The organism is Pseudomonas sp. MPFS (assembly GCF_022537035.1).
Lineage (GTDB): Bacteria > Pseudomonadota > Gammaproteobacteria > Pseudomonadales > Pseudomonadaceae > Aquipseudomonas > Aquipseudomonas sessilinigenes.
Genome location: NZ_CP066123.1, coordinates 6,526,336 through 6,540,256 on the forward strand (window position 1 = coordinate 6,526,336; position 13,921 = coordinate 6,540,256).

Below are 13,921 nucleotides of genomic sequence, written 5' to 3' on the forward strand. Positions count from 1 at the left end.
GCGGGCGACGCGGTACCCGGTGAGCCCGGGCCCGCGTCTACTTCAGGACTTAGCTATAAACCCGGCCCAGGAGCTGCCGATGGCTTTCGAACTGATCGAGCACGTCACGGGTGATCTGCTCTTGGGTGAAGCCCATCAAGTCGTATTCCTGGCTGCCGTTGTGCAGGTAGACCTCGGCGCGGTAGTAGCGTGCGCGCTCCTCCGGTGCATCGGCCGACTCGCTCGGCGCCGCCAGGTAACCGTCCAGGCTCACTTCATAGACGAAAGGGTTGCCCTCTTCCATCTCGATCCGCACACCCATGCAGCGCTTGGACTTGCCCAGCAGGGTTTGCACGTCCAGCCCCTGGTTGCGCAACTGGGTCGCGGCCTCTTCCAGGGCCGGGGTCACGTGCTTGTCCATGAAGCGCTGGACCACTGCCTGGGTCGGCTGCAGGTCCAGTTGGGTCAGGCGCTCGCTGAAACCGCGACGGCCACGGGCCGCCAGTTCCGCTTGTTCCTGCTCGACCCGGGTGTCCTGGGCCATGGCCTTGTACAGGCCGAACATGAAGCACACCAGCACCACCGAGAATGGCAGGCCAGCCAGCACCACCATGGTCTGCATGGCCTGGAAGTTACCGGCGAACAGCAGGCCGACGGTCACCAGGGTGATCACGACCGACCAGAAGATCCGCAGCCAGTGCGGGGCGTCTTCGTCGACGTTACCGCCCTTGCAGGACAGGTTGGCCATCATCACCGCGCCGGAGTCGGCCGGGGTCAGGAACAACACGAAGCCCACGAAGATCGACACACCGATGACGATCTTCGACGCCGGGTAATGCTCGAGCAGTTGGTAGATCGCCATGGACGGCTGTTCCAGGGCGGTCTTGCCCAGTTCCACCGCGCCCTGGTTGAGCACCAGATCCAGCGCCGAGTTGCCGAAGATCGACAGCCAGGCCAGGGTGAAGCCCAGCGGGATCAGCAGTACGCCAGCCACCAGCTCGCGCACGGTACGACCACGGGAAATACGAGCGATGAACATGCCCACGAAAGGTGCCCAGGAAATCCACCAGGCCCAGTAGAACAGGGTCCACAGGCCCAGCCAGCGATCGGACTTGGCGCTGTCGCCTTCGTACACATAGAGGTCGAACGTCTTGAGCACCACGCCGTTGAGGTAGTCGCCGATGTTCTGCACGAAGCCGTTGAGCAGGTGCAGGGTCGGGCCGAACAGCAGGACGAAGATCAGCAAGCCGCTGAACAGCACGATGTTCAGGTTGGAAAGGCGGCGAATGCCGTTCTCCACCCCGGACACCGCGGCGATGGTGGCCACCGTGCTCATGACGATGATCACGATCAGCAGGTTGGTGTTGCTGTGTTCCATGCCAAACAGGTTTTCCAGGCCGGACGATACCTGCATCGAGCCGATGCCCAGGTTGGTCACCAGGCCCAGCAGGGTCACGAACATGCCGAAACCGTCCACCGCGTGGCCGGCCGCGCCCTTGACCCAGCGCTCGCCCACCAATGGGTACAGCGCCGAGCGCAGTGCCAGTGGCTGGTTATGCCGGTAGGCGAAGTACGCCACCGCCAGGCCCACCAGGGCATAGATCGCCCAACCGTGCAGGCCCCAGTGCAGGAACGTCAGTTGCAGCGCCTGGCGCGCGGCCTGGTTGCTGGCTGGCACGCCTTCGGGCGGATTGAAGTAGTGGTCCAGGGGCTCGGACGCACCGAAGTACAGCAGCGAGATGCCGATGCCGGACGAGAACAGCATCCCGGCCCAGGCGCCATAGCTGAAGTCCGGGGTGTCTTGCTTGGTCCCCAGCTTGAGCTTGCCGTAGGAAGAGAACGCCAGGCCCACCACGAACACCAGGTAGGCGGCGATCACCAGCATGTAGTACCAGCCGAAACTGCGGGACAACCAGGCCTGGGCAACGTCCAGCATTTTGCCGGCCTCTTGCGGGGCGATGATCAGGATCGCAGTCAACAACAGGATCAGCGCGGTCGAGGTGTAGAACACCCAACCGTTGACCCGCACCTTTTCCGGCGGGGTCTTTATAAGAGAGGCAGAACTCATTGCACAGATGCTCCAGGCAGTGCGAGAGAAGGACACAAGGCAACACGGCACCCGACCCATCGGTTAGTTGGCAGCCGATCGTCGGGTGATATAAAGACACCCCGAAAAAAGCCCGGACCCACGGCGGCTGCGTTGCGAACCAGCGTCCCCGACCTCGGCTCGAACCCATGGTTCGGCGTCAGGCCTGAAGCGTCTTGCCCATTCAACACGTCCGTCCTTACCGGTTCACGCCATGCCATCCCTGGGGTGCGGTCTTTTTCGGAGGTCGTTTTCCGCCGTCTACATGCGGGACGAATCCGTAGGCAGCGACGATTTGTCGCAGATCTTATTCTTTGTTGATTGAACGTTCAATCAAAACAAAATAGACTGGCCCGCAAGCCGACAGCCGTCATGCGTCTGCCGGCGGGCCTAAGGAGAGGTATCAGATGCCCAAGGTCGGTATGCAACCCATACGCCGCCAGCAGTTGATCGAAGCCACGCTACAAGCGGTCGATCAGGTCGGAATGGGGGACGCCAGCATTGCGCTGATCGCCCGTTTGGCCGGAGTGTCGAACGGCATCATCAGTCACTACTTTCGGGACAAGAACGGCCTGATCGCAGCGACGATGGGTTACATCATGAGCATGCTCAACGAAGGCGTCAGAGCACGCCGTCAGGCCCTGACGGACGACAGCCCGCGCGCTCACCTGAAAGTGATCATCGAGGGCAACTTCGATGCCAGCCAGGTGAACGGCCCGGCAATGAAAACCTGGTTGGCCTTCTGGGCTTCCAGCATGCACCAGCCCGATTTGCACAGGTTGCAGCGGATCAACGACCACCGCTTGTATTCCAACCTGTGTTGCCAGTTCCGCCGCGCCCTGCCGCTCTACCATGCGCGCAAGGCAGCCCGCGGCCTGGCGGCTTTGATCGACGGTTTGTGGCTGCGTGGCGCCCTGTCGGGTGATGCGTTCGACACCGACCAGGCGATACGGATCGCTTACGAATACATGGATTTACAACTGGCTAAGCAGGAGCGCTAGAGCACAACCAAGACGCTCGGCCTCTGCACGCCACTGATCAGCGTGCCCGAATCCAAGGGCACGCCCGGTGGACAAGCCCATTACTCAATGCACTTGCGAGGACACTATGGCCCGTTTTGAACTGCAAAAACTCTACATCGACGGCGGCTACACCGATGCCGGCAGCGACGCCACTTTCGATGCCATCAACCCGGCCAACGGTGAAGTTCTCGCACAAGTGCAACGTGCGACCAAGGAAGACGTGGAACGCGCCGTGGTCAGCGCCGAGAAAGGCCAGAAGATCTGGGCCGCCATGACCGCCATGGAGCGTTCGCGCATCCTGCGTCGCGCCGTGGACATCCTGCGTGAGCGCAACGACGAGCTGGCCGCCCTGGAAACCCTGGATACCGGCAAGGCCTACTCCGAAACCAAGTACGTCGACATCGTCACCGGCGCTGACGTGCTGGAATACTACGCAGGCCTGGTACCGGCCATCGAAGGCGAGCAGATCCCACTGCGCGACACTTCCTTCGTCTACACCCGCCGCGAGCCACTGGGCGTGGTCGCCGGTATCGGCGCCTGGAACTACCCGATCCAGATCGCCCTGTGGAAATCCGCCCCGGCCCTGGCCGCTGGCAATGCGATGATCTTCAAGCCAAGCGAAGTGACTTCGCTGACCACCCTGAAACTGGCCGAGATCTACACCGAGGCTGGCGTACCGGCTGGCGTGTTCAACGTCCTGACCGGCAGTGGCCGTGAAGTCGGCACCTGGCTGACCGAGCACCCGCGCATCGAGAAAGTCTCCTTCACCGGCGGCACCGACACCGGCAAGAAAGTCATGGCCAGCGCTTCGAGCTCCTCGCTCAAGGAAGTGACCATGGAACTGGGCGGCAAGTCGCCGCTGATCATCTGCGACGACGCCGACCTGGATCGCGCCGCCGACACCGCGATGATGGCCAACTTCTACAGCTCGGGCCAGGTTTGCACCAACGGCACTCGCGTGTTCGTACCGAGCCATCTGAAGGCCGCCTTCGAAGCCAAGATCGCCGAGCGCGTTGCCCGCATCCGCGTGGGTAACCCGGAACACGAGAACACCAACTTCGGTCCGCTGGTGAGCTTCGCCCACATGGAGAACGTGCTGGGCTACATCGCCAAGGGCAAGGAAGAAGGTGCCCGCGTACTGTGCGGCGGCGAGCGCCTGACCGACGGCGAATTCGCCAAGGGCGCCTTCGTCGCTCCGACCGTGTTCACCGACTGCACCGACGACATGACCATCGTGCGTGAAGAAATCTTCGGCCCAGTGATGAGCATCCTCACCTACGAGACCGAAGAAGAAGTGATCCGTCGCGCCAACGACACCGACTTCGGCCTGGCCGCCGGTATCGTCACTCGCGATCTGAACCGCGCTCACCGCATCATCCACCAGCTCGAAGCCGGTATCTGCTGGATCAACGCCTGGGGCGAATCCGACGCCAAGATGCCAGTCGGCGGCTACAAGCAGTCGGGCGTGGGCCGTGAGAACGGCATCAGCTCGCTGAACAACTTCACCCGCATCAAGTCGGTGCAGGTCGAGCTGGGCGACTACAGCTCAGTATTCTGAGCAGCGGCAAGTAGCTAGCTATCAGCGGCAAGCCAAGGCATTAGCCCGGCTTGCCGCCTGCCCCTCATTCAATGCCAAGCCCGCTTCGCTGCCTTTTCTCGCAGCTTGAAGCTTGAGGCTTGCAGCTCCCCACGGAGGCTCCAATGGCCCAAGAATACGACTACATCATCGTTGGTGCCGGCTCTGCCGGTAACACCCTGGCGACCCGTCTGACCGAAGACGAAGGCGTCACCGTCCTGCTGCTGGAAGCCGGCGGCCCGGACTACCGTTTCGATTTCCGTACCCAGATGCCTGCGGCACTGGCGTTCCCCCTGCAAGGCCGTCGCTACAACTGGGCCTATGAGACCGATCCAGAGCCGCACATGAACGGCCGCCGCATGGAATGTGGCCGTGGCAAGGGCCTGGGCGGTTCCTCGCTGATCAACGGCATGTGCTACATCCGCGGCAACGCCATGGACTACGACGGCTGGGCCAAGCTGCCAGGCCTGGAAGACTGGTCGTACCTGGACTGCCTGCCGTACTTCCGCAAGGCCGAAACCCGCGACATCGGCCCTAACGACTACCACGGTGGCGAAGGCCCGGTGCGAGTGACCACGCCCAAGGCTGGCAACAACCCGCTGTTCCACGCCATGGTCGAGGCCGGCGTACAGGCCGGTTACCCGCGTACCGAAGACCTCAACGGCTACCAGCAGGAAGGCTTCGGTCCGATGGACCGCACCGTGACCCCTGAAGGCCGTCGCTCCAGCACCGCCCGCGGTTACCTGGACATAGCCAAGAAGCGCTCCACCCTGACCATCGTCACCCACGCCCTGACCGACAAGGTCCTGTTCGAAGGCAAGCGCGCCGTAGGCGTGAGCTACCTGCAAGGCAGCACCGAGGAGCGCGTGGAAGCCCGTGCGCGCAAGGAAGTCATCGTCAGCTCCGGCGCCATCGCCTCGCCACAGCTGCTGCAACGCTCCGGCGTCGGCCCGCGTGCCCTGCTGGAAAGCCTGGACATCCCGGTGGTCCACGACCTGCCGGGCGTCGGTGAGAACCTGCAGGACCACCTGGAGCTGTACCTGCAATACGCGTGCACCCAGCCGGTATCGCTGTACCCATCGCTGCTGTGGTGGAACCAGCCGGCCATCGGCGCGCAGTGGCTGTTCAAGGGCACCGGCATCGGCGCCAGCAACCAGTTCGAAGCCGGTGGTTTCATCCGTACTCGCGAAGAGTTCGAATGGCCGAACATCCAGTACCACTTCCTGCCGGTAGCGATTAACTACAACGGCTCCAACGGCGTGAAGGAACACGGCTTCCAGGCCCACATGGGTTCCATGCGTTCGCCAAGCCGTGGCCGCGTGCAGGCCAAGTCGAAAGACCCGCGCCAGCACCCGAGCATCCTGTTCAACTACATGGCCACCGAGCAGGACTGGCAGGAATTCCGCGACGGCATCCGCCTGACCCGCGAAATCATGCAGCAGCCGGCACTGGACGCCTACCGCGGTCGCGAGATCAGCCCAGGCATCGAAGTGCAGACCGATGAACAGCTGGACAAATTCATCCGCGAGCACGCCGAGACCGCGTTCCACCCATCCTGCTCGTGCAAGATGGGCACCGACGACATGGCCGTGGTCGATGGCCAGGGTCGCGTGCACGGCATGCAGGGCCTGCGTGTGGTGGATGCCTCGATCATGCCGATCATCACCACCGGCAACCTCAACGCGCCGACGATCATGATGGCCGAGAAAATCGCCGACAAGATCCGTGGCCGCCAGCCGCTGCCACGCAGCAAGGCCGCCTACTACGTGGCCGGCGAAGCTCCGGTACGTGGCAAGCCGGTGCGCGACGTAGCCGCGAACGCGCAGTAAGCACCATTGGCGCCGACCGCAAGGGTCGGCGCCATTTCCTCGACTCCCCCCGCCTCTCTTCTCTCCTCGACATTGCCTCTACGGCGTCCTTGATCGCAGTCGCAGGCTGCGGCTAAAGTTTCATCCGCCTTACCCCCTTCGCTCCACGGACTTTATCCCGAGCCCTGCGCGACCTATACCTGTAGGAGCCGGCCCGCCGTCGATAAGACCTGCAAGCCCCAGCTCTTCATACAAGGAGGTCATTCATGTTCGACTTTCACCCCCAGCTCAAGCAGCGCTTCGCTGCCTTGCGCACGGGCGCCGAATTCTTTTCCCTGCGCTATGTGCGCGAGTCCGACCAGTACCTGTCGGTGCGCAAGAACATTGCCGAGCCACCCTGCCTGGGCCGTGACGAAGGCGCGATGCTGACCGTACGGGTGCGTGGCGTGGAAACCTACGCCGCCACCAACGACCTGTCGCAAGGCGGCTTGCAGGCGGCCCTCGACCGCGCCGAACGGCAGGCCCGGGTGATCGCCGCTCACTCCCTGCTGGACTTGCGCGAGCAGCCGGTCTCCAGCCATCGCGCCGACTACCTGTCGCCCAACCTCGAACACGCCTTCCCATCCCTGAGCGACTGCTACCAGCTGCTGGGTGACGAATCGGCCTCGGTGCCCAAGGACGAGCGCCTGGTGAACTGGCAAGTGGGCATCGGCGTGACCCAGGTCGAGCAGATCTACCTCAACAGCGCCGGGGCCGAGTTGCGCCAGGCCCAGCGCTTCGTCTACCCGGGCCTGGACGTCACCGCCTACGACGGCAGCGACAGCCAGACCCGCAGCCTGGGCCGGGAGAATTTCGGCCAGCAAGGCGCCGGCGACGTGATCAGCCGCTGTGGCCTGCTGGGCGCCGCGCCCCAGGTCGCCGACCAGGCCCTGCAACTGCTGCTGGCTCCCAATACGCCCCAAGGCCAGCGGGACCTGCTGCTGATGCCGGACCAGATGATGCTGCAGATCCACGAATCCATCGGTCACCCGCTGGAGCTGGACCGTATCCTAGGCGACGAACGCAACTACGCCGGTACCAGCTTCGTCAAACAGGCGGACTTCGGCCATCTGCAATACGGCTCGCGACTGCTCAACGTGACCTTCGACCCGGACATTCCCGAGGAGCTGGCCAGCTATGGCCATGACGACGAGGGCACCGCCGCCAGCAAGCAGTTCCTGATCCGCGAAGGGTTGCTGGTACGCCCCCTGGGCGGCGCCCTGTCGCAGTACCGCAGCGGCCTGGACGGCGTTGCCAACAGCCGCGCCAGCAGCTGGAACCGTGCGCCCATCGACCGCATGGCCAACCTCAACATCGAGCCGGGCGAGCAGTCCCTGGAACAACTGATCGGCGGCATCGAACACGGCATCCTGATGTCCACCAACCGCTCCTGGTCCATCGACGATGCGCGCAACAAGTTCCAGTTCGGCTGCGAATGGGGCCAACTGATCGAGAACGGCGAGCTCAAGGGCGTGGTCAAGAACCCCAACTACCGGGGCATTTCCGCGCAGTTCTGGCGCAACCTCAGCGCCGTCGGCAACCGTGGCACCTTCCAGGTCCTGGGCACGCCCAACTGCGGCAAGGGCGAACCCAACCAGGTGATCCGGGTTGGCCACGCCTCGCCAGCCTGTGTCTTCAGCAAGATCGATGTATTCGGAGGAGATGCCTGATGACCAGGACGACCGATCAGGCCCAGCCATTCAAGGCGCTGGTGCAGTGGCTCAAGGACGAGATCCGCGAGTCGGAACAATTCACCCTCAGCTACGCCGCCGAATCTTCGGAATTCATCCGCTTCAACCACGCCAAGGTGCGCCAGGCCGGGCAGGTGCAGCAGGCCAGCCTGAGCTTCAAGCTGATCGACGACGGGCGCCACGCCGACCTCGGGATCACCCTGAGCAACGATCCCGAGGCGGATCGCCAGCGCTTGGCCGAAGGCTTGCAACAGTTGCGCGAAACCCTGCCGTTGCTGCCGGCCGACCCCTACCTGATGCTCAACCACACCCACTGGCAATTCCAGAGTGTGCAAGAACACCCGCTGCCGGACAGCGAACAGGTAGTGAGTGAGATCGGCCACGCGGCCACCGGCCTGGACCTGGTGGGCATCTATGCCGCCGGTTCCATCAGCCGCGGCTTCGCCAGCTCCAGCGGAGCGTTCGGCTGGCACCAGGCCAACAGTTTCAACTTCGATTTCAGCCTGTTCCACGGCAATGGCGAAGCGGTGAAGGCCAGCTATGCCGGGCATACCTGGAGCAGCGAAGCCTTCACCCAGCGCTTCGACCAAGCCCGCCAGCAACTGGAGTTCCTCGGCAGGCCGCTGCGCACCCTGGCCCCCGGACAGTACCGCGCCTACCTGGCCCCCGCGGCCCTGGAGGAAATCATGAGCATGCTGGCCTGGGGCGGGTTCTCGGCCCAGTCCATCGCCAGCAAGCACAGCGCCCTGCAGAAGCTCTATGCCGGCGACGCCGCCCTCAGCCCGTTAGTGTCCCTGCGCGAGCAGGTCAGCGGCTCGCTCAGCCCGGCATTCTCCGACGAGGGCTACCCGCGCAGCGACCTGGCGCTGATCACCGGTGGCAACGCCGACGCCCGCCTGATCAACTCCCGCAGCGCCGCCGAGTATGGACTGGCCACCAATGGCGCCGGCGGCAGCGAGTACCCCAGCGCCTTGAACATGGCCGGCGGCCAGTTGGCCCAGCAGGACATCCTCAAGCAATTGGGCACCGGGCTGTACATCAGTAACCTGTGGTACCTGAACTACTCGGACCTGCCGGCAGCACGCCTGACCGGCATGACCCGCTTTGCCACCTTCTGGGTGGAGAACGGCGAGATCCAGGCACCGGTGAACACCATGCGCTTCGATGACAGTGTCTACAGCCTGCTGGGTTCGCAACTGGAGGCACTCACCGAGCAGCGCGAACTGCTGCTTTCGGCCAGTACCTACGGCCAGCGCCAGACGGCCTCGATGCATCTGCCCGGGGCCTTGGTCAGCCGCCTGACGCTGACCTTGTAAACCGGCCTCAAGTTGCAAGCCTGGAGCTTGCAACTTTCCGCTGCCCTTGTTGAGGTCCCATGCCCGAACGCACGCCACTCGACGCTACCACCACCCGCTGGCTGCCCTGGGTGGTGGCCATCGCCTTCTTCATGCAGTCCCTGGACGGCACCATCCTCAATACGGCGCTGCCGGCCATGGCCCAAGACCTGGCGGAAGACCCATTGCGCATGCAAGGCGTGGTCATTGCCTACATGCTCACCGTGGCGCTGCTGATCCCGGCTTCGGGCTGGATCGCCGATCGCTTCGGCACCAAGAAGATCTTCTTCGGGGCCATCTTGCTGTTCAGCATCGGTTCACTGTTGTGCGCCCTGTCCAGCTCGCTGGGCATGCTGGTCGGCGCACGGGTGATCCAGGGCCTGGGCGGCGCCTTGATGCTGCCAGTGGGACGCCTGGTGGTGCTGCGCGCCTACCCCCGCTCGGAGCTGGTACGGATCATGGGTTTCATCACCATTCCCGGACTGCTGGGCCCGTTGATCGGCCCCACCATGGGCGGTTGGATGGTGCAGTACCTGACCTGGCACTGGATCTTCCTGATCAACCTGCCGGTGGGGGCCATAGGCTGCTACGCGGTCTGGCGCTTCATCCCCGACCTGCGGGGCAGCGAGCGCACGCGCTTCGATGGCCTGGGCTTTTTGCTGTTCGGCGCGGCGATGGTGCTGATCACCATCGCCATGGAGGGCCTGGGCGAGCTGCACCTGCCGCACTTGCGGGTGATGTTGCTGCTGTTCGGCGGGCTGGCGTGCCTGGCGGCCTACTGGCTGCGAGCCGGGCATATCGACAACCCGCTGTTCGCCCCTTCGCTGTTCAAGGTACGGACCTTCGCCGTGGGCATCCTCGGCAACCTGTTCGCCCGCCTGGGCAGTGGTGCCCTGCCATTCTTGGTGCCACTGCTGCTGCAGGTCGCCCTGGGCTATTCACCGTCCCAGGCCGGGATGAGCATGCTGCCCCTGGCGGCGGCCGCCATGCTGGCCAAGTCCATTGCCCGGCCATTGATCGAACGCCTGGGCTATCGCATCGTGCTCACCGGCAACACCCTGGCCCTGGGCATCATGCTGGCAAGCATGGGCCTGGTCAGCGAGCAGACGCCTTATCCGCTGCTGCTGTGCATGCTGGCGGTGCTGGGGGCCATCAACTCACTGCAGTTCACCGCCATGAATACCGTGACCCTGATCGATCTGGACGATGCGGCCGCCAGCAGTGGCAACAGCCTGTTGTCGGTGGTGGCGCAACTGTCCCTGAGCCTCGGGGTCGCTTGCGCTGGCGCCTTGTTGGGCGGCTTCACCGCCTCCGTGGGCAACGACGGGGTCGACACGGTACTCGGCGCCTTCCAGCTGACATTCCTCACGGTCGGGATCATGGCGATGCTGGCAGCGGCGATCTTCCTCCAGCTGTCGCCCAACGATGGCCGCCGGGCGAGCAAGGTCGAGGAGCATATCGAGCACTGACTGAACATCTCCTACGTGGGGACTGGACGATCCCTGGCGACTTTTCGTCCAGAAATTGCAGGAAGAGGAAGCGGGGCTGATACACTGCGCGACATTTTGTTTTGCAGGCCCGTCCCGTGACCACCATCGCCACCGCTTTCAACACCCTGCCCTTGTCCGCCGCCATGCTGGCCAACCTCGACTCCCTCGGGTATGCCCAGATGACGCCGATCCAGGCGCAAAGCTTGCCGGTGATCCTCAAGGGCCTGGACCTGATCGCCCAGGCCAAGACCGGCAGCGGCAAGACCGCCGCCTTCGGCATCGGCCTGTTGAACCCGATCAACCCACGCTACTTCGGCTGCCAGGCCCTGGTGATATGCCCGACCCGCGAACTGGCCGACCAGGTCGCCAAGGAGCTGCGTCGCCTGGCCCGCGCCGAGGACAACATCAAGGTCCTGACCCTGTGCGGCGGCGTGCCCTTCGGCCCGCAGATCGCTTCCCTGGAGCACGGTGCCCATATCATCGTCGGCACCCCGGGCCGCATCTCCCAGCACCTGGACAAGGGCACGCTGAAACTCGACGGCCTCAACACCCTGGTGCTCGACGAAGCCGACCGCATGCTCGACATGGGCTTCTACGATGCCATCGAGGCCATCATCGGCCAGACCCCGGCACGCCGGCAGACCCTGCTGTTCTCCGCCACCTACCCGGCGGGGATCAAGCAGTTGGCGGCCAAGTTCATGCGCGACCCGCAGCAGGTCAAGGTCGAGGCGCTGCACAGCGACAGCCAGATCGAGCAGCACTTCTACGAAATCTCCCCGGAAGATCGCATGGATGCCGTGGTCAAGGTGCTCAACCACTTCCGCCCGCAGTCTTGCGTGGCCTTCTGCTTCACCAAGCAGCAGGTGCAGGAAACCGTCGACCACCTGACCGCCAAGGGCATGTCCGCCGCTGGCCTGCACGGTGACCTGGAGCAGCGCGATCGCGACCAGGTGCTGGCGATGTTCGCCAACCGCAGCATCTCGGTGCTGGTGGCCACCGACGTCGCCGCCCGGGGCCTGGATATCGACGCCCTGGACATGGTGATCAACGTCGAGCTGGCGCGAGATTCGGAAATCCACATCCACCGGGTCGGCCGTACCGGTCGCGCCGGCGAGAAAGGCATCGCCATCAGCCTGGTGTCGCCGTCCGAGGCCCACCGTGCCCAGGCCATCGAGCAGTTGCAGAAAGCTCCGCTGAACTGGGAGCAGATCGACGGTCTGAAGAGCCAGGGCGGCGGCCCGCTGCTGCCAGCCATGAGCACCCTGTGCATCGCTGCCGGGCGCAAGGACAAGGTGCGGCCGGGCGATATTCTCGGCGCGCTGACCGGCGAGGCCGGCATCCCCGGCGCCCAGGTCGGCAAGATCGCGATCTTCGACTTCCAGGCCTACGTGGCCGTGGAACGCGGCATCGCCAAACAGGCCCTGCAACGCCTCAACAGCGGCAAGATCAAGGGCCGTTCGCTGCGCGTACGTATCCTGTAACCCACCCGCTCGATCTGTAGCCGCTGCCGCAGGCTGCGAACGTCTCCGAAGGAGGCGCCGCTCTTGAGGCCGTGAAACCCCTGGGGGCTTGTCGCAGCCTTCGGCAGCGGCTACAGGTTCATTTGCCTGCACTCTCGAGGACACCGTTTTGCGCTCTACCGAAGTCGTGATCATCGGCGCCGGCGCCGCCGGCTTGATGTGCGCCCTGACCGCCGCCGGCCGTGGGCGCCAGGTGCTGTTGCTGGACCATGCCAACAAGGCCGGGAAGAAGATCCTGATGTCCGGTGGCGGGCGCTGCAACTTCACCAACATGTACACCGAGCCGGCCAACTTCCTCTCGCAGAACCCGCACTTCTGCAAGTCGGCCCTGGCCCGCTACACCCAGTGGGACTTCATCGGCCTGGTGGCCAAGCACGGCGTGCCGTATCACGAGAAGAAGCTCGGCCAGCTGTTTTGCGACAACAAGTCCAGCGACATCCTCGCCATGCTCCTGGCCGAATGCGACCAGGTCGGGGTCGAACTGCGCCTGGACACCTCGATCCAGCAGATCGAGAAACTGGAGTCGGGCTACCTGCTGCAGACCACCCTGGGCCAGGTGCGCTGCCAGTCCCTGGTGATCGCCACAGGCGGCCTGTCGATCCCGACCCTGGGCGCCACCGGCTTCGGCTACCAGGTGGCCAGGCAGTTCGGCCATGAACTGCTGCCGACCCGTGCCGGGCTGGTGCCCTTCACCATCACCGACCAGCTCAAGGAACTGTGCGGCGAGCTGTCCGGGACCTCGGTGGACTGCCTGGTGAGCTGCAACGGCCAGAGCTTTCGCGAGAACATCCTGTTCACCCACCGTGGCCTCAGTGGCCCGGCGATCCTGCAGATTTCTTCCTACTGGCAGCCCGGCGACAGCGTCGAGATCAACCTACTGCCGGACCACGACGCCCTGGGCTGGCTGCACCAGCAACAGGCCGAGCGCCCCAACAGCGAGCTCAAGACCCTGCTGGGGGAGATCTTCACCAAGAAGATGGCTGGCCTGCTGGCCGACCACTGGTTCGTCTCCAAGCCGATGAAGCAGTACACCCCCGCGGAATTGGCCGACGTCGCCGACAAGCTCGGCAACTGGCAACTGGTGCCGGCGGGCACCGAGGGCTACCGCACCGCCGAAGTGACCCTGGGCGGGGTCGACACCCGCGAAGTCTCGTCCAAGACCATGGAGTCGCTGAAAAGCCCGGGCTTGTATTTCATTGGCGAGGTGCTGGATGTCACCGGCCACCTGGGCGGTTTCAATTTCCAATGGGCCTGGGCCTCGGGCTACGCCGCCGCGCAATACGCCTGAAGCGGCGGCGCACCCACGGCGGATCGCCCCCTTGGCGGAACGACGGCACATGCCGATGAGCCTCGCCGGGAACAGAATTTGCTGTCGG

General features: G+C 64.3%; 9 protein-coding genes. 8 read left to right on the forward strand and 1 reads right to left on the reverse strand.

The window, feature by feature from the left end:
• Positions 1–49 precede the first annotated feature (49 nt).
• Positions 50–2,047: a choline BCCT transporter BetT gene (gene betT / locus I9018_RS30025; RefSeq protein ID WP_031320648.1), complete on the reverse strand. Its 1,998-nt coding sequence runs from the start codon at positions 2,045–2,047 to the stop codon at positions 50–52.
• A 425-nt stretch (positions 2,048–2,472) separates the two neighbouring features.
• Here betT and betI point away from each other — a divergent pair, with 425 nt between their 5' ends.
• The 8 genes from betI to I9018_RS30065 all read left to right on the forward strand — a co-directional run bounded on the left by betI (position 2,473) and on the right by I9018_RS30065 (position 13,833).
• Positions 2,473–3,066 carry a transcriptional regulator BetI gene (gene betI / locus I9018_RS30030; RefSeq protein WP_011063941.1) on the forward strand — a complete coding sequence of 198 codons (594 nt, stop codon included), beginning with the start codon at positions 2,473–2,475 and terminating at the stop codon, positions 3,064–3,066.
• A 106-nt stretch (positions 3,067–3,172) separates the two neighbouring features.
• The gene (betB, locus tag I9018_RS30035) at positions 3,173–4,645 is read left to right on the forward strand and encodes a betaine-aldehyde dehydrogenase (protein ID WP_241108201.1); all 1,473 of its coding nucleotides are present in this window, start codon (positions 3,173–3,175) and stop codon (positions 4,643–4,645) included.
• Between the two features lie 143 nt (positions 4,646–4,788).
• The gene (betA, locus tag I9018_RS30040; RefSeq protein ID WP_241108202.1) at positions 4,789–6,492 is read left to right on the forward strand and encodes a choline dehydrogenase; all 1,704 of its coding nucleotides are present in this window, start codon (positions 4,789–4,791) and stop codon (positions 6,490–6,492) included.
• Between the two features lie 245 nt (positions 6,493–6,737).
• Positions 6,738–8,180: a TldD/PmbA family protein gene (locus I9018_RS30045; protein ID WP_241108203.1), complete on the forward strand. Its 1,443-nt coding sequence runs from the start codon at positions 6,738–6,740 to the stop codon at positions 8,178–8,180.
• The gene (locus I9018_RS30050; protein ID WP_241108204.1) at positions 8,180–9,517 is read left to right on the forward strand and encodes a TldD/PmbA family protein; all 1,338 of its coding nucleotides are present in this window, start codon (positions 8,180–8,182) and stop codon (positions 9,515–9,517) included. Before I9018_RS30045 ends, I9018_RS30050 begins: the two co-directional genes overlap by 1 nt.
• A 59-nt stretch (positions 9,518–9,576) precedes the next feature.
• Positions 9,577–11,004, forward strand: a complete 1,428-nt coding sequence (gene mdtD / locus I9018_RS30055; protein ID WP_068576771.1) for a multidrug transporter subunit MdtD — start codon at positions 9,577–9,579, stop codon at positions 11,002–11,004.
• A gap of 116 nt (positions 11,005–11,120) precedes the next feature.
• Entirely contained in the window at positions 11,121–12,506 is a 1,386-nt protein-coding gene (gene dbpA, locus I9018_RS30060) for an ATP-dependent RNA helicase DbpA (protein ID WP_277398082.1), read from the forward strand.
• A 148-nt stretch (positions 12,507–12,654) separates the two neighbouring features.
• Entirely contained in the window at positions 12,655–13,833 is a 1,179-nt protein-coding gene (locus tag I9018_RS30065) for an NAD(P)/FAD-dependent oxidoreductase (protein ID WP_068576769.1), read from the forward strand.
• The last annotated feature ends 88 nt before the right edge of the window (positions 13,834–13,921 follow it).